This window comes from Paenibacillus sp. PvR098, from assembly GCF_017833255.1.
Classification (GTDB): Bacteria; Bacillota; Bacilli; order Paenibacillales; family NBRC-103111; genus Paenibacillus_G.
This window is the reverse complement of sequence record NZ_JAFIBU010000001.1, coordinates 4,265,585-4,284,478: the sequence shown is the minus strand read 5'-3', so window position 1 is coordinate 4,284,478 and position 18,894 is coordinate 4,265,585. Positions and strand designations below refer to the sequence as shown.

Here is an 18,894-nt window from a genome sequence, read left to right as displayed (position 1 = left end):
AACCACTGTTCAGTAATTTACCGCTTTTAACAGCTTATTTTCATATTCATTTAATCATGACGTTTCCAAACGGAAGCAGCTCCCGCAGCAGGCGGCGAAGGAGAGAATCCCCTTGAAGAGGATCCATCATCCCCCGTTCCGGTCTAGCAGGCTGGAGTAATATTTTTCCTCTTCCGGTAACCTCCCAATGGTAATTCATCCGCTGGCTGGCGAGCGGATTCCCATACACGCAAAGCTGCAGCTTGGCATCTTCCGGAAAAGCCACAAGACAGCCTATATCCACATATACAGGCCGGTCTTGATCGATGGTAAGCTCACACAACGGACCGCATGACAGCAGGCCGATGGTGCCTCCGCCTGAAAATTTCATCCGAATCCAATCTCGGGTGACGAGTGCTTGCTTGATCTTCTGCAGCCGGCTCTGCAGCTGCATGCCTTGACTGTACATAAGAACGTGCTTGATATCGAACAGCAAATTACTATCGTCAGGCAGCTCCAATGCTTTGAAGCTGTATCCGACCGGCACTCCGAGCACAAAGCGGGCTGGGCCGGACAGCCGCGATTCGATCCACTTCTTCTTACTGTACATACCGGACAGGCTAAGCAGACGATCTTCGCGACTTACCGAATGACCTTGGAACGCGATGATTTGACGCGGATGAAGCACACACACGGACTCATCCTCTTCGAGCTCTACAGCCGCCGCTTGTCCTTCCGCACTCATTCCATCTACGTGAATCTTCATCCCGCACCTCCCAGGGCTAACCGTTCCGGTTACGCCGCCAGACCGCAACCCGAACCAATCGCGTGAGCACAAAATAAAGCAGCACCAGCCCTGCAGCCGTCATTGCCGTAGTGACGATCTGTCGAGTTCTTCTTTCCTGTGCTCGCTCAGCCGCCTCCCATTTCCCTATCAGCTCCTCTAGCCGCTCGTTACGGGCACGAAGCTGTTCGTTCTCCTGCCGGAGACGTTCTTCGGTCTCTTGATAGCGCTGTGCCGCTTCCTCCGATCGCTTGAGCGTCTCTTCGAGCTGCGCTCGGTTCTGCTCGAGCGTTTGCTTAGCATCATTATATTGCTCCTGGAGTTGACCTAACTGCTCGGGCATCCCGTATATATCTTTAATCCGATCTACTAAGCCGGCTTGCACGGTCGAAACAGGCAGCACTAACAGCAGCAGTCCGATCATTCCTATCCATAAACAAACAACTCTACGAATGAAGGTCTCGTTTCCGCTGATCATGCTTGTCCCTCCCTTTAACACAAAAAACGGCATATATTATATATTTTACATCTTTTTCTGACAAAAAGATACAGGGGATCCCCCTATTCAAATGGAAGAAAACCGTGCTTTCCATCCGGAAATCACGGTTCGTGATAGGTAAGACACTGAATGTCATGTATTAAATAAAGCGAAGCTTTGACAAAAAGCCTACAGCAGACACGATAAGCCGTATCCAGCCGATCAAGGACAGCCACATCGGAATACTGAGCATGATTCCGACAAGCAAACCGACAGACAATCTCCCCTCCATGGCGCCAAGTCTCCTTTGCCAACCGAAATCGTTTACATTTTAGTGTTATTATATGATAATACATACTGCCTCACTCTGAATTTTTCAAAAAATCAATTGGGCAAACCCACATTTTGGTTGAGAAAAAACTATTTTGCCGCTTTTTGGAGTAAAATAAATAACAGAAGCTTTCTTTATATGCGGAAGGAGCGGAGAGTTATGATTTTTGTCAGCCCGACATGGGGCTCCGTTACCGTTGAAGAAATGGTAGAGCAGTTGCATGCTTACGTTAAGGAAGACCCGAATGCAGCTTACAAATTAGTCATTGGCACCGATTCGCACACAACGAAACGTTCGACTACACTTGTCACAGCGCTTATCATTCATCGGGTCGGCAATGGTGCCCGCTTCTTCTATCGCAAGCTAACCAGCCGCCCGCTTCACGACCTGCGTTCGCGGATTTATCGGGAAACCGAGCTTAGCCTGGAGCTGGTAGAACATTTGAACAAGAACGGCTTGAGCGATCTTCTGCAAGCGTGGCCGCTTGAGATTCACATTGACATCGGTCAAAAAGGCGAGACCAAGGTACTGATCCAGGAAATTTGCGGCTGGGTCACCTCCGTTGGATACGAAGCACGAATCAAGCCGTTATCCTTCGGCGCCAGTTCGGTGGCGGACCGGTTTGCGGAGTGAAGCCAGAGAATACAGAAGACCACCTATTAGACTCAAAAAAATAGCAAATGGCCTCTGCTTGATATTCGGTCCAAGAATCGCTATAACTGACTATAGGCTTTATTTTCTTCCAACCCGATGAAGGAGATTCTTCATGACCAAAAAAATATGTGCCGCGCTGCTCTTCGCAGCCGTCCTGATCAGCGCTTTCGATACCTGGGGACCTACGGTGACGGAGCGTTACAGCAACCAAGTCGCTGTTCTCATGTACCACCATGTGCACGATACGGACAAAAGCTCAAGCACCGTGTCCAGCACGCTTTTTCGTGACCAATTGAGCTATCTTCAATCCAAGGGATACCGCTTCATCACTTTAAGCGAGTTCCAGAAATTTTACGAGGGAGCCCCGGTCCCTGATAAAGCGGTGTTGGTTACGTTCGACGACGGGTATCAAAGCTTCTATAATTACGCTTATCCCGTTCTTAAGGAGCTCGACATCCCGGCAGTGAATTTCATTGTCACCACGGATTTGGACGATCCGACGGCTCCGACGATTCCAACGCTTTCAAGGGAGCAGATTCGGGAAATGCTGAGCTACCGCCAAGGTATGTTTGACTTTCAATGCCATTCCGACAATCTTCATTATAAAAAGGACGACCAAGCCGCCCTCACCGGCAGACTCGGCGGCGAGACTGAGGAGCAATATGTTGAACGAGTGCGGAGCGACAGCAAAGCGTGTGCCAGCAAGCTGAATGAGATCTATGGCGGCAGCCATGCGGCTGATACTTACGCTTACCCGTTCGGGATTTTCTCCAAGACTGCGCAGGAGTTGATCACAGAAGCCGGATTTCATTATGCGTTTACCATCGTGAACGAAATGGCGACACGCTCCAGTCATCCGATGGAAATACCAAGAATCAACGCGGGCAATCCGAAAATCCAGCCGGAGGTTCTGGACAAACAAATCATGCTTCGGATTGAACGGGTCATGCACCTTCCGTAGCGGCGGACGCCGAATGAGCAAGTTGAAGCACAAAAAGAGGGTGTCCCAAAAGTGAAAATTAAAGACGCGCGGGACACGGCTGATATTCAGGAAAAATGAACTTTTAAATGAGCAAAGGAGTTAAGCAGCTTGCATGTGCTTAACTCCTTTGCTTTTTGCGTCTACTGCCGCTTTCTTCAGCAGGTTATGGGCAAGCGAAAGCCACCCGACCTCCAGACTTACTTTGGGTAAGCCTCGAAGCAGGAATCTTTTGAATCCGCGGTTGTTCTTCATGTCACCAAATACAGGCTCCGGTTCGATCATACGTCGAACTGCTAGCGCGTAGCCTCCTTCGCTACTGAGTTTTTCACGTGCCTGATTCTTTAATCGCAATACTTCATGCTTATTTTGACTTCGCGATTACCCTGGGCTTTTGTACAATGCGGTTTCAGCGGACATCCTTCACAACTTTCACTCCGGTAATGACGGTACTCGATTTCGTAGCCACTTTCCGTTTTCTCTTTGCTTACTCTCCGGAAAATGAGGGGTTGCCCAGCCGCGCATGTCCACGTATCTTGTTCGGTGTTATAGGTCCAGTTGTCGATTTTGCTAATGTCCTTTTGCCATGCCTTGCTTTTTTCACGGTGATAGGTGCTGTATTTGACAATAGCTTCGACCTTATTGTGCTCGCAATAGTCGCAGTTCTCTTCGCCGCCGTATCCTGCGTCGGCGATGACGGTGCCCGGCAGCAGCGTTTTTACTTTTTCGAGATGTGGGATGAGACAGCGCGTATCTGTAGGCCGCTGGTGTACCGTGTAGCCGAGGATGAATTGGTTTTCCGTACCGATCTGCCCATTGTAACCCGGTTTGAGCTGACCGTTTCGCATGTGATCTTCTTTCATCCGCATAAACGTGGCGTCTTTGTCGGTCTTACTGTAGCTGTTCCGGTTCCCTAAAATTTCTTCATGCGTTTCATACTTTTGAAGGCGAGGAAGGAGGTCTTTTCGTAGTATGCGCAAGGCCCTCTTCAGCGGCTTGTCCTTTGGTTTTTCCTGCAGTCTTTCTTCCAGTTGCTTGACGGCGAGCTCTAGCTTATCACTAGTCATCTTCGAAGATTCGCCTAGTTCGCAGAGGTCCTGGCTGCCATGTGCTCGTTCATCTTGTTTTTCAGCTTCTTCAATGGTGGCAAACAGCGTTTTGTTAACGTCATGCACGCCTTTATATTCTATCATCATTGCCGTGCGCTATTTAAGATTTAATGTTTTGTGTTAGATATACAGAAATTTCGCAGCAATTTATTTGGAAATATAGAAAGTATTGTTTTCAAATTTAATTGTAAGCCCCAGTTCATCTACTGCATAATACCATGTCATAGGGAAATATGTGACATCATTCAACACTAAAATAGGGTACTGTTCCTTAGAATTATCAATCCAAACATCATTCACAAACACATTGAAATCAGGCCCTTTTGCATCAAGCTTTGAAGAGGTAGAACCATAGTCTAGCACCAAATCAGCAGCTTTATTGTCAGTTTTCCTAATGACAAAACCTATTTCGTTGTCCCATTTAGTTTCAATGCCCAGTGCTTGAGTATAATTCCAAGTCATTGGGAAATAGGTAATATCTTTATACTCAATAACCGGATACCTCGTAAGAGAATTGGATACACTTTGCCCATTTACCACAACACTAAAAGATGGAATTGCAGCTTTTACATAACCTTCAGGTATCACTTCTATTGGTGTGGTATAAGAAGGGGAAGAATAGGGTTTATCATACGAAGACGAAGTAGATGTAGATGAAGATGATTTCCCACTAGATGACGAGGAACCACCATTATGATAGTGATAACCTGAACATAACCCTTTGGAAATGGACTTTGCTGAGCAATTATGCCCCCCACTGGAGTCAGTTCTACCAGAATGTGCAATAGAAACAGATGAAAACAAAAGAGATAGCATGAATAAGACACATGTCAATTTTGATATTTTCACTAACACACACTCCTTAATAATAACTCAACATCCAAAATATACCACAATATGATTCTTTAGAAAATACTTTAATTAATGTATTACATTTCATTTATCGATCAAACAGACCCACAACCATAATTTATATTAAAAAAACCGCGAAACCCGTCAAAGACGGGCTCACGGCTTATGATATCGCGTTAGATTCGGTATTATTAATAAGCATAGAGAGCCTGATCCACCGATAAAAACATCCTTATACGTGTTCCTTATACCCACTTATCGGTTGTCTACCTTTTCCGGATACAAGTCATGGTTCAACAAGCGGTGTTCCGCCATTTGCTCATACTTTGTTCCCGGACGACCGTGGTTGCAGTAAGGATCGATGGAGATGCCGCCGCGCGGGGTGAACTTGCCCCACACTTCGATATACTTGGGTTCCATCAGCTTAATGAGGTCGTTCATGATGATGTTCATGCAGTCCTCGTGGAAGTCGCCGTGATTGCGGAAGCTGAACAAATACAGCTTGAGCGATTTGCTTTCTACCATCTTCTGATCCGGAATATAGCTGATATAAATGGTAGCGAAATCCGGCTGTCCGGTAATCGGGCACAGGCTCGTGAATTCGGGACAATTAAATTTGACAAAATAGTCGCGATACGGATGCTTGTTATCGAACGATTCGAGCATCTCCGGCGCGTAGTTCATCGGGTATCGGGTTTGCTGGTTGCCGAGCAGCGTCAAATCGAGCTCGTCCTCTTTTCTTCCCGCCATAGGGTAATAGCTCCTTTCATGCTTGCTAATCTAGTATTATAACGGATTTGCAGGAAGAAAGTAAGCGGGGTTGGTGAAGTATCGAGCTTGAGCACGCTTACTCATCTTTACCGGCAGATGCCTTCTCATCATCCCAGAATCGCTGCGAACTCAGGAAATCCTTCATATGCATGCGAGCCGGCGCTCCAAGCTTTGCTTGCATGGCCTGCGTCCAGTTCGTATCCCGTTTACCGTCCGTTCGATCGAGCATGTATTGCTTCATCACGGCATCGTAGGCTTGAATCGACGATTTATAGTGATCCTCTGAGTAAACATCCTCATGCAGAACCGCTTCATACGGCAATCTTGGCCTAATGGCTGGAGATTGATCCGGGTAGCCGATACACATCCCATACACCGGGATCACGTACTCCGGCAGCTGAAGCAAAACGGATACGGCTTTACTATTGTTTCGGATTCCCCCGATGTAGACGACTCCAAGGCCCATGGATTCTGCGGCTACGGCTGCATTCTGAGCGGCCAAAGCCACGTCTGTCACGGCAACGATCAAATTCTCCGTCGTGCCAATGTATCCGTCGCCCTCATCAAACCCGCAAGTGGTTTTGAGCCGGTACAAATCCGCGCACCATACCAAAAAAACAGGACATTCCTCAACATATGCTTGATCACCGGCTAGTGCAGCCAGCTGGCTTCTTTTCCCGCGGTCGGATACGTGGATGACGCTGTACGCCTGCACATTGCTGGATGTGGATGCCATCTGGGCTGCGCGGACAATGGTGACAAGCTGGTCTTTGGACACCGGGTCCTTCTTAAATTTGCGGATCGAGCGGTGCTTCATTATCATCTCAATGGTTTCGTTCATGATAATCCCCTCTTTCGTTACGATTGTTCATTGACGCTGTTGTTCCGGATCCGTTCCGCATATTTAAGCGCCTCACGGACGCTGAGCGGTGCAAGCGTGTTGTCGGCTACGAACTGCCGGACCAACGTTTCATCGGTTTTGGAATATTCCCGCAGTGCCCATCCAATCGCTTTTTGAATGAAAAATTCCTTGGAATGGGACAACCGGAGGATCAAGTCAAACAACAGGACAGTATCCGTTCTCGCTTTATAATGAAGTTGAAATAAAATCGCTGTCCGATTCAGCCATATGGAGTCCGATGCCATCCATCGCTCTATGTACCCGGGAATAAGCTCGGGGTATCGCGCAAACAAATCGCCGACGAGCCGTCCTGCCAGAAGATCAACCGTGTCCCACCACGATTTGGACGACACCAGCTTCTCCAGCAGCCCAATATGTGAAGGCTCTGCATCCTTGCGATATTTCTCGAGAAGCGTCAACGCCGCATACTGATACTCGCGCTCCGGCTGCTGCCAGAGCTCACGGACAACGGTTTGCAATGCTTCTCCCTTCGGTACCCCGTTCTCTTTGAGGTACTGACGGACCACTGCATCCCTTTCAGGCGCTCTAATCCCCAGGAATTCAAACTGATCCCGCATATAAGCCTGCATAGGCCCCGCTTGCTCAGGATTCGCATGAACACGCAGCAGGGATGTTAGTCGGTGCGTATAATCGGTTAACTCATCCGGTGATTCCATGGATATCACAACCCCCGTTACAATAGTATCCACTCTTACCACTTTACGATACTAGGAAGGGCAGCGCAAATATTACAGATGGAATTTGACCGGCGGTAGCAGTACAATGAAACATGATGTAAGCAAGGGGTTAATGCTTCGTTGTCCTGAAATCGGACAACGGTGTGATTGTACAACCCGATATATATGAGGAGGGGTTACCATGGATCAACAAAATTACGGCAATCATCGAAAATTGGATCCGCTATATCATTACGGCTTGTCCTTGCTGACCATGCTTGTGCTGATTGGTTCAGGAATTAGCCTGTTTGGCGCTTTGTCCGGTGGGGAGGATGCAGGGGCATCGTGGCTTCTCCTTGGGATCTCCGCAGCTCTGCTGTTGCTTTTCATTAAGGTCAGAGGATACGCGCTTAAAGCGCAGGACCGTGCGATTCGGGCCGAAGAGCAGCTCCGTCACTACATTCTGACAGGAAAGCCGATCGATCCGAAACTGACACTCAAGCAGATCATTGCCCTCCGTTTTGCAGGCGATGAAGAGTATCCTGATCTGTGCCGCAAAGCCGTCGAAGAAAGCATGAAGCCTGACGATATCAAGAAGGCAATCCGTCATTGGCGGGCGGACTACGACCGGCTGTAATCCGTATTAGCTGTTGTAGATCTCACAAAAAAGCAACTTTTCACGGCTTCCACTCGTCAAACAACATAGAAAGTACTGTGCACACTCACCTTAGAAGCCATTTTGAGAAAGGATCTGTTTCTATTGAATTTACGTTTTACCCCCGCTGTGGCTTTACTGTTGACCTGTGTTGTTCTGACCGCTGCGGGCTGTGGAAGTATTTCTTCGGCCGGACAAGGAGAAGATAGCCGCACTCCCGTTACACAGACTCCTGCCGAGCAACCAACAGAGCAGCTGGACGACTCGCCCGTCACATCACCGTCCCAACCGTCGGCTAAACCGCCGGTCGACCAAGGGGGAGCATCTAATTTTCCTGCCGCACCTCAAGAGCAAACAAAATCATCTACAAGCGGTTCGTCAGGTGCAGAAGGTAAAGAGCCTGCAATCCAGGTCGTTGCCAACCCGGCAGACATCGCCGTTCTTGTGAATAAATCGAACAAGCTTCCCGAAAATTATAAACCTAAGGATCTGGTCGAGCCGAACGTCCCTTTCATCTTTAAGGAAAAGTCCGAGAAGCGCACCATCCGTCAGGAAGCCGCGACCGCTCTGGAGGAGCTGTTCGAGGCTGCCGAGAAAGACGGCCTGTCGCTAGCCGGCGTTTCGGGCTACCGATCCCATGCGATACAAAGATCGCTGTATAACAACTACGTCCAACGGGATGGAGAAGCAGCAGCGAACAAGTACAGCGCCAAGCCTGGACACAGCGAGCACGAAACGGGCCTAGCGATCGATGTAACCGGAAGCAACGGCAAATGCCCCGCCCAGGATTGCTTCGCAGCCACAAAGGAAGCCAAATGGCTGGAAGAACACGCGTCGGAGTATGGCTTCATTATTCGCTATCCAAAGGGAAAACAATCGATTACCGGCTACCAGTACGAGCCATGGCATCTGAGGTATGTAGGTAAGAACGCGGCCAAAGAGATTGCCAAACAGGACATTACTCTGGAGGAGTATACGAACAACGGGATTCCAGTAACCAAACCGAAGTAAACCTCAGGCTCCTGAGAACAACCAAGAAGAAGCCCCGTCTCCTATGGAGTGCGGGGCTTCACTTATGCTTCCACACGGGAAGATTCTGTTTTGGGCTTCTGTTGATGATTCGAGCCTAGGTGCTTAGAGCCTCTGCCCTGCTTATGCGAATGAGCCGCCTTCGGATTGAATTCCCCTTGCTGCTGCGATGTCTGGCCTTGTTGCGATTGCGCTTGTCCACGGGATGTTCCACCCTGCTTGCCATCGTGGTTACGCTGGGATGACCCGGACCTTGAGCCGCGAGATTGATGCTGCCCTTTGCCGTTCGGATGCTGCTGCCGGCGGTTCGGTTCCCACTGCTGCGCCTCAGCCGTAGCTTTCGCTTGGTCAGAAGCTTGTCCAACCGGCTGCTGTTCTTGATCCTGCTGTTTGTCCGCATCGAGCTGCTCCGAGTCTTCCGGCTCCTCCGGCTCCCCATCCTGCCAAATTCCACTTTCCGGAATCGATTCGCCGGGCTTGCCGTGAGGCTGCTTATTCGCTACTTTCTCAATAATAAAATAAGCGCAGCCGAAATTACAGTACTCATTCAAATAGTCAGGCAGCGTCGAGATGACCGTATCTTTGGCTCCCTTGGGATGGTTATCCTTAAAAAAACCGCGGAGCCGGAGCTGGCTGTAGCCCCAATCCCCGACAATATAATCGTATCGCTCCAGCACTTCGCTGTACCGGTCTCGGAACGCTTCAAAACGCCAGCCATTCTTATGATCGACAATCACTTCATAGGTTTTGCCCGATATATGAATCACGTTCTCTGCCTCCTCACGATCTTACGACTGCTGCGCCGATTTCACTTGGTCATGCGCATGGTATGAACTGCGCACGAGCGGACCGGATTCCACATGGCTGAAGCCGCGCTTCATCCCTTCCTGCTTTAGCTCGGCAAACTGCTCAGGCGTGTAATATTGCATGACCGGCAAATGATTCATACTGGGCTGCAGATATTGGCCAATCGTCATAATATTACAGTCCACCGCCCGCAAGTCATCCATCGTTTGCAGAATCTCTCCCCACTCTTCCCCTACACCCAGCATGATGCTCGATTTCGTCGGAATGGTTGGTGCGATTCGCTTGGAGCGCTCCAGGAGCTCAATCGAACGGCGGTACTTGGCCTTGGCCCGCACCTTATCGGACAGACGCTCCACTGTCTCTACATTGTGGTTCAGAATGTTCGGTTTAGCCTCAAGTACTTTGCGCAGCGCTTCTTCATTCCCTTCAAAATCGGGAATCAGCACTTCCACGCCGGCGAGCGGCAGACGCTCCTTCAAAGCGCGGACTGTTGCCGCGAAAATTGATGCCCCGCCGTCCTCCAAATCGTCCCGTGCCACAGATGTGACAACTACGTGCCGCAGACCCATTTGTTCCGCTGCCTCGGCCACACGCTCAGGCTCCTGAAGGTCGAGCTCCGTCGGCAGACCTGTCTTTACCGCGCAGAATCGGCATGCCCTTGTACAAATATCTCCAAGAATCATGAAAGTCGCCGTCCGGTTCGCCCAGCATTCGTGAATATTCGGACACTTCGCCTCTTCACACACGGTATGTAGAGTCTTGCCGCGCATCATATTTTTTAATTCCTTGTAATTATCACCGGTAGCCAGCTTAATCTTGAGCCAATCGGGTTTACGTTCTATCTGTCGAGTCGCCATGATGCTTCCCTGCTTTCTACAAGAAATAAGAATCATCAAGAAAAGTATACCACAAACCGATCATTAGCGCAGAAAAAGAAAAATGCAAGTTTGTTCGGAACCATCCGCCCGCTTCTGAATTACATTCAAGGGGAAATATGGTACACTAGGGAAAGCGTTTAATTAGGGAGGATAGCCTTTTCCGACATGATGAATACAGATCAGATTTTGAAGCTTGTAGCGTCAGGAGATCTCGATATTACCGATGCCAAACGTTTACTTCTGGAGGCTGCCGGATACCAGAAAACAGGAACCGAAGCCCAGTCTGTGGACGACTCCCTAGGGTATGCGCAGCTTGACCTAAAGCGAGAGGCAAGAACCGGCTTTCCCGAAGTTATCTTTGGAGAGGGAAAATCGGCTGAGCAAATCGCCGCGATCTTCGAGCGGCTCATGGCCAACACGGACCGGGTGCTTGCTACGCGTGTGAGCGAGGAGAAAGCCGCTTTCATACTGGAGCGCATACCCGCAGCGACGTATCATAACGAAGCTCGGGCCATTTCATGGCGGCCCGATAGTCCCGCTAACGTGAAGTGCGGGTACATCGCCGTCGTGTGCGCCGGTACATCCGACGTACCTGTTGCCGAAGAAGCCGCAGTTACCGCCGAGTGCATGGGCTGCCGCGTAGAGCGTGTATACGATGTCGGCGTCGCCGGCATCCACCGTTTATTCCGCAGGCTCCCGCTGATCCGAGGCGCTAGCGCCGTCGTCGTAGTAGCCGGCATGGAAGGCGCGCTTGCCAGCGTGGTAGGGGGTCTTGTTGCGGTTCCCATCATTGCTGTTCCAACAAGCATTGGCTACGGCGCAAGCTTTCAAGGCATGGCCGCGCTGCTGTCCATGCTAAACGCCTGTGCACCAGGCATCTCCGTCGTCAACATCGATAATGGCTTCGGCGGCGGTTATAATGCATCATTAATTCATCACAACCGGATAAAGAGGGATGAAGAATGAAAATTTTGTATTTGGACTGCTTCTCCGGCATTAGCGGGGACATGACACTCGGTGCGCTTGTGGATGCAGGCGCCGACCGTCATTATATTGAAGAGGAGCTTCGCAAAATCCAGATCGAACCGTTCACGCTGGAATGGAAGCGAGTCAACAAACGCGGCATATCCGCGCTAAAGCTGGATGTCCTGTTGGACCCGGACACTCCTCCGAAGCACCATCGGCATTACTCGGAAATTGTGGAACTGATTCATCATGCAGGCTTCAACGAACGGGTGGTCAAGCTTAGCCTCTCTATCTTTGAAAAAATCGGCATAGCTGAAGCCAAAATTCACAATATACCCATCGAAAGAGTACACTTTCATGAAGTCGGTGCCATTGATTCCATCGTTGACGTCATCGGTGTGGCGCTGGCTATCGATTCTCTGAATATCGAGAAAATCGTTTCCTCCGCTGTCCCGCTCGGTTCGGGCACTGTGCATTGCGACCATGGCATTTATCCTGTGCCTGCTCCTGCCACACTCGAAATGATGAGAGGACTTCCCATTGCCCATACCGAATATTCTCTGGAAATGACGACTCCAACCGGAGCCGGTATCATAGCCGGTCTAGTGGATGAATTCGCCAAAGGCCTTCCGCCAATGATTGTGGAAACCATCGGTTACGGGGCGGGAACCCGGGATTTGCCTGAGCAGCCAAATGTGCTTCGCGCGGTCCTAGGAAAAGCAGACCCCTATGCGAACAAATGGCATGTTCATCACGAAGCAGTTCACCATGAGCATCCCCATCACCATAGTCATTACGACGAGGACCACCATCACCATAAACATGATCATGACCACGAGCATCTCCATGATCATGAGCATGAGCATCACCATGAGCATCGCAACCATCAAGGAGGACTTTGTCACGAGCCAAGGCACGAATCCTCCTGCACTCACGGATAATAAGAAAAAGATCTTGCTTACATCCATACTTGCCAAGCCTCCGTTGCTTCCTAACCAGGGTACGGAGGCTTTCTTTATACGTTCCCCGGTCCCTCCATAAACCTCCTGCGCACCTCATCGTACACCATTTTCAGCGGTACTCCGTGCGTTTTAGCCGCCTGCTCGCACTCTTTGAATTCCGGCGCAAACTGTACGAGCTCTCCTTGGTGAAACCCCGCTTTGACATGAATCGGGCCCCACGGCGTATCGACAGCATGAAACTTCCTACCCAGCCGATGGCACGATGCTCGCACATAACGAAGCCCCAGCGTGGTCGTTTCACGAAAAATAACCCCCTCCATCCGCTCCACTCCCGAATCGTCCGTCAGTACATTGAGCATGACCCCAGGACGGCCCTTTTTCATAATGATCGGAATCCAATATACATCGTTTGCCCCTTGTTCCAAAAGCAAATCCGTAATATATGAACACAACTCGGGGTTCATGTCATCAATATTCGCCTGCAAAATCAGCATCTGATCGTCCAGATGCTCCTCACGGTGTTCAAATGCCATTGCGCATCCCTCCAAACAGCATCATATCAAACTTGGTATGGGATAAAAAGCCGTTATTCGGCACAACCTAACGTTACACATATCAGTAAAAGCTGTGGACATTTCGGCGAAGTTACAAGAAACTTCACCAGATAACAGTTTGGTCAATAGAAGGAGGTAATTCCCCCATGGTTGCAAGTTGTGCCCGGGCTTTAGCTGCTGTGCTTGTCTTCACGCTGCTGACAAGCACAACGCTCTGGCCCGCGGAGAAACAAGCCTCCGCCTCCGCCCCTTCCGTTTCCTCAAAGCCTGCCCCCAAAACCGGCAAAGAGGCAAACGGGATGAAAGCGGTGTTTGCAGAGCGGAAGGATCTGTTCGATAAGGTAAGTACGTTAACCGGCATTCCCTGGAACTACTTGGCTGCCATTGATCAATATGAGCGAACTCTTAACTTAGCCAAAAAGCGTCCCGTCAAAGACAGCCCGGTGGCCATCTACTTTACGGATCTTCAGTGGGGCGGTATGTTCAATCCCGATCATGAGGATACGAATGAGCAAAGCATCATGCTGTTCGGCGGCATGGGCCGTGACGGTTCCGGAGACGGAATAGCGGATCGGTTGAACGATCTCGATCGCCTGTATTCGATGGCTGTTTATCTGCTGAACAAAGGGAGCTCGGAAGAGGACCTTGGTATCGGATTGTGGGAATACTATCAAAATAACCGGAGCGTGGAGCGTATTCAGCAATTCGCCCGAATTTACGGTACGTTCGACACCCTAGACCTGCATGAGCACAGCTTTGTGATGCCGCTTGGCTCCAATTACTCGTACCGAAGCACATGGGGCGCCAGCCGAGGCTGGGGTGGTTTCCGGATACATGAAGGGACGGATCTGTTCGCCGGATACGGGGTCCCGGTACGCAGCGCCACCTACGGCATCGTCGAGGTTATGGGCTGGAATCCTTACGGTGGCTGGCGGATCGGCATTCGGGACTTGAACAATGTGTACCACTACTACGCCCATTTGTCCGGATTTAACAAAAAAGAAGTGAAGCAGGGCGTCATCGTCAAACCCGGCCAAGTGGTCGGATGGGTCGGCAGCTCCGGCTACGGAAAACCGGGAACGTCCGGTAAATTTCCTCCGCACCTGCATTACGGGCTTTACCGGGATAACGGACTGACCGATTGGTCGTTCGATCCGTATCCCCATCTGCGCAAGTGGGAGCGCGAGGAGCGTATGAGGCGCAAAAGATAAGTTCTTCTGCTGTGAAACACCCCTGTGATGGGCAGCTTCTGCGCGGCTGACCGTTACAGGGGTGTTCTGTTCTGTTAGCCCGGCACCAAGTCTGAACGAAAAAGAAGGCTCCCATGATAGGAACCCTCCTTATCGAACCGTTGAAAGCTTGTTTATCCGTGCTTCACATGCTGAAGCATCTGAACGAAGATTTGTTCGATATGCTCGTCGTCTAGCGAGTAAAACACAGTTTTGCCCGCTTTGCGGCGCTTCACAATGCGAAGATTGCGCAAGTAACGCAGCTGATGAGAAACCGCCGACTGCCCCATATCCAGCACTAGCGTCAGGTCGTGCACACAAAGTTCTGTTTCCAGCAGCGTATATATAATTTTTACCCGGGTCGGGTCCCCCAGCACTTTGAATACATCGGCAAGCGCCGCTGCAGTCGGTTCCGGAATCAAATCCCGTTTCAATTCGGCAATAAGACCGGTGCCCGTGCAGGGATCATCGCATTGTTCGTTAAGCACCTTGTCCACGCCCCCACCGTCCCTCTTTGTAAGCTCGTCAGTCCATCCAACACTATTATAGCAGAAAATAGAACGCTACACCGCCATAACGGACAATGAGAAGGTTTCCTGCTGAACTGTCTCCAGCATCATAACCCTCTCAAGGGGCGCTCACGGTCCCATCGCTTCGTATGAACAACCAACTGCTCTTTGTTTTGTGATCATTGTTATACTTATTCTAATTTGATATTGATTATAATTTGAAAAGTGATATAATCATTCTTACTTAATAATAATTCTAATTTATATAGAGGAGGCATACCTACCCGTGTACGATGTCATTATCATCGGTGGAGGGCCTGCGGGAGCTTCGGCAGCCGTTTACACCGCAAGAAGTGAACTGAAAACGATAGTGCTGGATAAAGCGCCAGGTGCAGGAGCCTTGGCCCTAACCCATAAAATTGCCAATTACCCCGGCGTAGCGGAAGAGCTCAGCGGAAAGGAACTGCTTGAGCGTATCCGGGAGCAGGCACGAGGATTTGGAGCTGAATTCAAGCAAGCTTCCATAACCGCTGTTGATTTAACCGGAGATACGAAGTACGTGTTCACGTCCGAGGGAATGTTCGAGGGCAGAGCCGTGATCGTCGCGACAGGTTCGAAGGGACGCAACCGGATGCTTCCGGGAGAGGAAAAGCTGCTTGGCATGGGCGTCAGTACCTGCGCCACCTGCGACGGAGCTTTCTACAAGGGCCAAGAGGTCGCGGTGATCGGCGATACGGAGGAAGCTCTGGAGGAAGCCGCCGCGCTCACCAAGTTCGTATCCAAGATTCATTTCATCGTTCCCCGTCCCGAGCTTCAAGGCGTGTCTCATGCGCCAGAGCTGGAACAAACGCAAATGTATTACCGAACCAGACCGCTTGAGATCGTCGGAGAAGATCATGTTACCGGCCTGCGCATCAAATCCTCCGACGGGAATGAGCAGCTGCTCAATATCGAAGGAGTCTTCGTATTCATGTCGGGCAGCAAACCGGGCACAGACTTTCTAGATGGCCAAGTACCGCTTGACAAAGACGGTTTCATGGTGCTTGATGAGTTAATGCAATCCCCGGTATCAGGTGTGTTCGGAGCAGGAGAGGTGCGCCGCACTCCGGTGAAGCAAGCCGTTGTGGCCGCAGCCGACGGCGCGATCGCCGCCATGGCCGTTGATAAATTCATCCATAAACGCGAACAACTGGTCCCGCAATATAAATAAAAAGGAGACATATACTCATGTCTAACACGTCCAATGTCATTGTTTATTCCAGCGAGAACTGCCCTTACTGCATGCAGCTTAAAAAATACTTAAAGGACCAGCAAGTCGATTTCGAAGAGAGAAACATCTCCTTGAATGAAGAATATGCCAATGAGCTTGAAAGCATGGGCATCAGCTCCGTACCGCTTACAGTGATCGGAGAGCATAAAATACTGGGCATGAACATTACTCGACTCAAGAAAGCATTGGCGGAATAAATAAAAAGCAGGACGTGCGACAAAACGCACGTCCTGTTTCTTTTCCAAGAAGCCTAACGGAAACTTCCCACTCCACTCTACCCGTTATACTTGTGAATTAGCTTCATCTTCAGATCCCACGCCTTCTGGCTGAGATTTACTCGGTAATGCTCAGGGTTGAGCTTGCGCAAATATTCCGGCCAGAAGAGCTTTAACTGATCTTCATGATAGGCTTGGATTTGACTCAATGAAGGTAATCGATACACTAATTGCCCTTGAGAAAATACCGGGGTTAGAAGCGTTATTGCTTCATAGTCCTCGATCATTTTATTTCGATAGGGATGGATCGGATCGAAGAGCAGCAGCTGTTTTCCTTGCCGGACGTCTTCTTCATGCTGCAAAGCAATATAGTCTGCCTCTGCTTTGCCTGTCTTTTTATTGACGATGCGATAAACCTCTTTAATACCGGGGTTCGTTATTTTTTCAGGGTTTCCGGAAATTTTAATCACCGGTTCATACACACCGTCTTTTTCCCTTGCTGCTAACTTATACACCCCTCCAAGAGAGGGCTGATCCCCCGCAGTGATCAATTGTGTGCCTACTCCCCAAATATCAATGGGCGCCCCATCGGCCTTGAGATTAAAAATGATGTTCTCATCCAAATCGTTTGAAGCGATGATCTTAACATATGAAAGTCCCGCTTCGTCTAACAACTGCCGGGAACTTTTGGAAAGATAGGTTAAATCCCCGCTGTCCAGCCGAATGGACTGCAATCTTTTCCCTTGTTTTTCAAGCATTTTTGCGGTTTTAATCGCATTAGGGATACCGCTTTTCAGCGTATCATAGGTGTCCACAAGCAACGTGACCTGATCGGGCAAAGATTCAGCATATTTGCGGAACGCTTCTTCCTCCGACTCATGGCCCTGAACCCATGAATGAGCATGGGTCCCTTTCGTTGGAATGCCAAAAAGCATTCCTGCTCTTACATTAGAAGTGGCATGAAAGCCCGAGATGTATGCCGCTCTTGCCCCCCACACAGCAGCGTCTGCTTCTTGAGCCCTTCTCGACCCGAATTCCATCAGGATATCATGAGGCGCTGCCTGTTTGATTCGCGATGCTTTGGTGGCAATCAAGGTCTGATAATTCATAAAGTTGAGAATAGCGGTTTCTACCAGTTGGGCCTCAAAAATTCTGGCTTCCACTCGGATTAAGGGTTCATTCGGGAAAACGAGAGTTCCTTCCGGAGCCGCATACAGATTGCCTGTAAAACGGAAAGCCCTTAATTGCTCCAGAAATTCACTTTGGTAATTCTCTTCTTCACCACTTAAAAATTGAAGCTCTTCTTCGCCAAAAGATAAACTTTGTATGTAATGCACAATACGCTCCAAGCCTGCAAAAACGGCATAACCATTACCAAATGGAAGCTTTCGGAAATAAACCTCAAACACGGCCTTTTGGTTGTGCGATCCCTGCACCCAGTGCGCATACATCATATTAATTTGGTATTTATCCGTGTGAAGCGTCAAATTGTCATAATTCATTGCAGCCACTCCTATCCATTCCTTATTCCTATTTTGCACATAAACGATCATCCTTTATTAACCGTTATACACGTTATGCTCCTTCTTTGTTCGTCCGACCCTGAATTGACTCGGCATTTTTATTTTCGGTATAATGGATATCATTATAAAGGGGAGAAGCCCTGAGGCAAAGTCGTCATTACGGGAGAACGATATTCTCCCCAGCTTTGTTGGCAACGGAAGTTGCTGGCGAGGCCTTTACCGTATGATCCGGTGAAGGTCTTTAGTCTTTAAGCGAGACCGCAGCCCGATCACGAAACAAAGAAGGGGGAATAAACCATGTGGAAAAAAAGAATGACTGTATTGGTTATCCTGCTTGCGATGCTGTTGTCCGGTTGCGGAGTTTTGAACGAAGTCAATCAATCTCTCAATTATGTCAACCAAGCGACCACCTATATCAATGAAGCCAGCGCGTTCGCCGAAGACATCACTGCTCTATCTGAGCAAATCTTAACCGATCCAGAGGCACGAGCGCAATTATTGCAGAAGCTGGATGACATGAAGCAGCGCATCCAGGATTTCAACGGCATCGAGCCGCCTAAGATCGCTCAGCAAATTCATGAAAAGCTAGTTACTTACAATGACACCCTGCAACAAGGAATCAACGACACCATACAGCAAATACAAACGGGAGTATGGGATCCGCAGATGCTGCAAAACTCCGGCTTGCTGGAGACCATCGGGCAAATTACGAATATTTTAGATCAGTTAAATCAACTTGGATAAGCCGTCATTCGCTTCCCTTGAATCTTTTTCCATTAATT

The 18,894-nt window shown here is 49.5% G+C and carries 22 protein-coding genes and 1 pseudogene; 10 read left to right on the top strand and 13 right to left on the bottom strand.

What is annotated here, in order from left to right; translation table 11 throughout:
- Positions 1–46 precede the first annotated feature (46 nt).
- The 3 genes from JOE45_RS21245 to JOE45_RS23930 form a co-directional block, all read right to left on the bottom strand.
- Positions 47–745, bottom strand: coding sequence for an AIM24 family protein (locus JOE45_RS21245; protein WP_210022472.1), 699 nt, complete (start codon positions 743–745; stop codon positions 47–49).
- Positions 746–761: 16 nt separating this feature from the next.
- The gene (locus JOE45_RS21240) at positions 762–1,241 is read right to left on the bottom strand and encodes a hypothetical protein (RefSeq protein WP_210022473.1); all 480 of its coding nucleotides are present in this window, start codon (positions 1,239–1,241) and stop codon (positions 762–764) included.
- 160 nt (positions 1,242–1,401) lie between these two features.
- A complete protein-coding gene (locus tag JOE45_RS23930; RefSeq protein WP_280874672.1) occupies positions 1,402–1,533 on the bottom strand; it encodes a hypothetical protein in 132 nt (43 codons plus the stop codon).
- Between the two features lie 198 nt (positions 1,534–1,731).
- On the opposite strand from JOE45_RS23930, the gene JOE45_RS21235 reads away from it, so the two are divergent.
- On the top strand, positions 1,732–2,205 hold the full coding sequence (locus JOE45_RS21235) for a ribonuclease H-like YkuK family protein (RefSeq protein WP_210022474.1): 474 nt from the start codon (positions 1,732–1,734) through the stop codon (positions 2,203–2,205).
- Positions 2,206–2,338: 133 nt separating this feature from the next.
- Positions 2,339–3,187, top strand: a complete 849-nt coding sequence (locus JOE45_RS21230) for a polysaccharide deacetylase family protein (protein ID WP_210022475.1) — start codon at positions 2,339–2,341, stop codon at positions 3,185–3,187.
- A gap of 120 nt (positions 3,188–3,307) precedes the next feature.
- Here the strand turns inward: JOE45_RS21230 and JOE45_RS21225 are convergent.
- The 5 genes and pseudogenes from JOE45_RS21225 to JOE45_RS21205 all read right to left on the bottom strand — a co-directional run.
- A pseudogene (locus JOE45_RS21225) lies at positions 3,308–4,365 on the bottom strand (transposase); the annotation flags it as partial.
- A gap of 96 nt (positions 4,366–4,461) precedes the next feature.
- Entirely contained in the window at positions 4,462–5,163 is a 702-nt protein-coding gene (locus JOE45_RS21220; protein WP_348632569.1) for a YHYH domain-containing protein, read from the bottom strand.
- Positions 5,164–5,421: 258 nt separating this feature from the next.
- Positions 5,422–5,916 (bottom strand): preQ(1) synthase, encoded by a 495-nt coding sequence (gene queF / locus JOE45_RS21215; protein ID WP_210022476.1) that lies wholly within the window; start codon positions 5,914–5,916, stop codon positions 5,422–5,424.
- Positions 5,917–6,013: 97 nt separating this feature from the next.
- Positions 6,014–6,778 carry an oxygen-insensitive NADPH nitroreductase gene (gene nfsA, locus JOE45_RS21210; protein ID WP_210022477.1) on the bottom strand — a complete coding sequence of 255 codons (765 nt, stop codon included), beginning with the start codon at positions 6,776–6,778 and terminating at the stop codon, positions 6,014–6,016.
- Positions 6,779–6,795: 17 nt separating this feature from the next.
- Positions 6,796–7,515 (bottom strand): DNA alkylation repair protein, encoded by a 720-nt coding sequence (locus JOE45_RS21205; protein WP_210022478.1) that lies wholly within the window; start codon positions 7,513–7,515, stop codon positions 6,796–6,798.
- 202 nt (positions 7,516–7,717) lie between these two features.
- Between JOE45_RS21205 and JOE45_RS21200 the strand changes: the two genes are divergently transcribed.
- Positions 7,718–8,152 carry a DUF6526 family protein gene (locus tag JOE45_RS21200; protein WP_210022479.1) on the top strand — a complete coding sequence of 145 codons (435 nt, stop codon included), beginning with the start codon at positions 7,718–7,720 and terminating at the stop codon, positions 8,150–8,152.
- A 123-nt stretch (positions 8,153–8,275) separates the two neighbouring features.
- Entirely contained in the window at positions 8,276–9,181 is a 906-nt protein-coding gene (locus tag JOE45_RS21195; protein ID WP_210022480.1) for a M15 family metallopeptidase, read from the top strand.
- A 62-nt stretch (positions 9,182–9,243) separates the two neighbouring features.
- On the opposite strand, the gene JOE45_RS23725 is transcribed toward JOE45_RS21195, so the two are convergent.
- Together JOE45_RS23725 and lipA are read right to left on the bottom strand one after the other, a co-directional pair.
- Positions 9,244–9,966 (bottom strand): YutD family protein, encoded by a 723-nt coding sequence (locus tag JOE45_RS23725; protein WP_348632568.1) that lies wholly within the window; start codon positions 9,964–9,966, stop codon positions 9,244–9,246.
- Positions 9,967–9,987: 21 nt separating this feature from the next.
- On the bottom strand, positions 9,988–10,863 hold the full coding sequence (gene lipA / locus JOE45_RS21185) for a lipoyl synthase (protein ID WP_210022481.1): 876 nt from the start codon (positions 10,861–10,863) through the stop codon (positions 9,988–9,990).
- Positions 10,864–11,049: 186 nt separating this feature from the next.
- Here lipA and larB point away from each other — a divergent pair, with 186 nt between their 5' ends.
- Both larB and larC read left to right on the top strand, forming a co-directional pair.
- Positions 11,050–11,850 carry a nickel pincer cofactor biosynthesis protein LarB gene (gene larB, locus JOE45_RS21180; RefSeq protein WP_210022482.1) on the top strand — a complete coding sequence of 267 codons (801 nt, stop codon included), beginning with the start codon at positions 11,050–11,052 and terminating at the stop codon, positions 11,848–11,850.
- Entirely contained in the window at positions 11,847–12,791 is a 945-nt protein-coding gene (gene larC / locus JOE45_RS21175) for a nickel pincer cofactor biosynthesis protein LarC (protein WP_210022483.1), read from the top strand. Before larB ends, larC begins: the two co-directional genes overlap by 4 nt.
- Positions 12,792–12,865: 74 nt before the next feature.
- Here larC and larC2 read toward each other — a convergent pair whose 3' ends face one another.
- The gene (gene larC2 / locus JOE45_RS21170) at positions 12,866–13,345 is read right to left on the bottom strand and encodes a nickel pincer cofactor biosynthesis protein LarC2 (protein WP_210022484.1); all 480 of its coding nucleotides are present in this window, start codon (positions 13,343–13,345) and stop codon (positions 12,866–12,868) included.
- A gap of 167 nt (positions 13,346–13,512) precedes the next feature.
- Here larC2 and JOE45_RS21165 point away from each other — a divergent pair, with 167 nt between their 5' ends.
- Complete coding sequence (locus tag JOE45_RS21165; protein WP_210022485.1) at positions 13,513–14,577, top strand: M23 family metallopeptidase; 1,065 nt, start codon at positions 13,513–13,515, stop codon at positions 14,575–14,577.
- A gap of 152 nt (positions 14,578–14,729) precedes the next feature.
- On the opposite strand, the gene JOE45_RS21160 is transcribed toward JOE45_RS21165, so the two are convergent.
- Positions 14,730–15,092, bottom strand: a complete 363-nt coding sequence (locus JOE45_RS21160) for an ArsR/SmtB family transcription factor (RefSeq protein ID WP_210022486.1) — start codon at positions 15,090–15,092, stop codon at positions 14,730–14,732.
- A 298-nt stretch (positions 15,093–15,390) separates the two neighbouring features.
- Between JOE45_RS21160 and JOE45_RS21155 the strand changes: the two genes are divergently transcribed.
- Both JOE45_RS21155 and JOE45_RS21150 read left to right on the top strand, forming a co-directional pair.
- A complete protein-coding gene (locus tag JOE45_RS21155; RefSeq protein ID WP_210022487.1) occupies positions 15,391–16,314 on the top strand; it encodes an NAD(P)/FAD-dependent oxidoreductase in 924 nt (307 codons plus the stop codon).
- 17 nt (positions 16,315–16,331) lie between these two features.
- The gene (locus JOE45_RS21150; RefSeq protein WP_210022488.1) at positions 16,332–16,571 is read left to right on the top strand and encodes a glutaredoxin family protein; all 240 of its coding nucleotides are present in this window, start codon (positions 16,332–16,334) and stop codon (positions 16,569–16,571) included.
- 77 nt (positions 16,572–16,648) lie between these two features.
- Here the strand turns inward: JOE45_RS21150 and JOE45_RS21145 are convergent, their stop codons facing one another.
- Complete coding sequence (locus tag JOE45_RS21145) at positions 16,649–18,091, bottom strand: nicotinate phosphoribosyltransferase (RefSeq protein ID WP_210022489.1); 1,443 nt, start codon at positions 18,089–18,091, stop codon at positions 16,649–16,651.
- A gap of 318 nt (positions 18,092–18,409) precedes the next feature.
- Between JOE45_RS21145 and JOE45_RS21140 the strand changes: the two genes are divergently transcribed.
- Positions 18,410–18,856 (top strand): DUF6376 family protein, encoded by a 447-nt coding sequence (locus JOE45_RS21140; protein ID WP_210022490.1) that lies wholly within the window; start codon positions 18,410–18,412, stop codon positions 18,854–18,856.
- Positions 18,857–18,894: the final 38 nt, after the last annotated feature.

What these genes read in the sequence shown, in the direction of transcription:
- JOE45_RS21240 (WP_210022473.1), bottom strand. Translation starts at nt 1,241, where the DNA reads ATGATCAGCGGAAACGAGACCTTCATTCGTAGAGTTGTTTGTTTATGG.
- JOE45_RS21140 (WP_210022490.1), top strand. Translation starts at nt 18,410, where the DNA reads ATGTGGAAAAAAAGAATGACTGTATTGGTTATCCTGCTTGCGATGCTG.
- JOE45_RS21145 (WP_210022489.1), bottom strand. Translation starts at nt 18,091, where the DNA reads ATGAATTATGACAATTTGACGCTTCACACGGATAAATACCAAATTAAT.
- JOE45_RS23930 (WP_280874672.1), bottom strand. Translation starts at nt 1,533, where the DNA reads ATGGAGGGGAGATTGTCTGTCGGTTTGCTTGTCGGAATCATGCTCAGT.
- JOE45_RS21150 (WP_210022488.1), top strand. Translation starts at nt 16,332, where the DNA reads ATGTCTAACACGTCCAATGTCATTGTTTATTCCAGCGAGAACTGCCCT.
- larC (WP_210022483.1), top strand. Translation starts at nt 11,847, where the DNA reads ATGAAAATTTTGTATTTGGACTGCTTCTCCGGCATTAGCGGGGACATG.
- JOE45_RS21230 (WP_210022475.1), top strand. Translation starts at nt 2,339, where the DNA reads ATGACCAAAAAAATATGTGCCGCGCTGCTCTTCGCAGCCGTCCTGATC.
- lipA (WP_210022481.1), bottom strand. Translation starts at nt 10,863, where the DNA reads ATGGCGACTCGACAGATAGAACGTAAACCCGATTGGCTCAAGATTAAG.
- JOE45_RS21205 (WP_210022478.1), bottom strand. Translation starts at nt 7,515, where the DNA reads ATGGAATCACCGGATGAGTTAACCGATTATACGCACCGACTAACATCC.
- JOE45_RS21165 (WP_210022485.1), top strand. Translation starts at nt 13,513, where the DNA reads ATGGTTGCAAGTTGTGCCCGGGCTTTAGCTGCTGTGCTTGTCTTCACG.
- JOE45_RS21245 (WP_210022472.1), bottom strand. Translation starts at nt 745, where the DNA reads ATGAAGATTCACGTAGATGGAATGAGTGCGGAAGGACAAGCGGCGGCT.
- JOE45_RS21200 (WP_210022479.1), top strand. Translation starts at nt 7,718, where the DNA reads ATGGATCAACAAAATTACGGCAATCATCGAAAATTGGATCCGCTATAT.
- JOE45_RS21235 (WP_210022474.1), top strand. Translation starts at nt 1,732, where the DNA reads ATGATTTTTGTCAGCCCGACATGGGGCTCCGTTACCGTTGAAGAAATG.
- larC2 (WP_210022484.1), bottom strand. Translation starts at nt 13,345, where the DNA reads ATGGCATTTGAACACCGTGAGGAGCATCTGGACGATCAGATGCTGATT.
- larB (WP_210022482.1), top strand. Translation starts at nt 11,050, where the DNA reads ATGATGAATACAGATCAGATTTTGAAGCTTGTAGCGTCAGGAGATCTC.
- nfsA (WP_210022477.1), bottom strand. Translation starts at nt 6,778, where the DNA reads ATGAACGAAACCATTGAGATGATAATGAAGCACCGCTCGATCCGCAAA.
- queF (WP_210022476.1), bottom strand. Translation starts at nt 5,916, where the DNA reads ATGGCGGGAAGAAAAGAGGACGAGCTCGATTTGACGCTGCTCGGCAAC.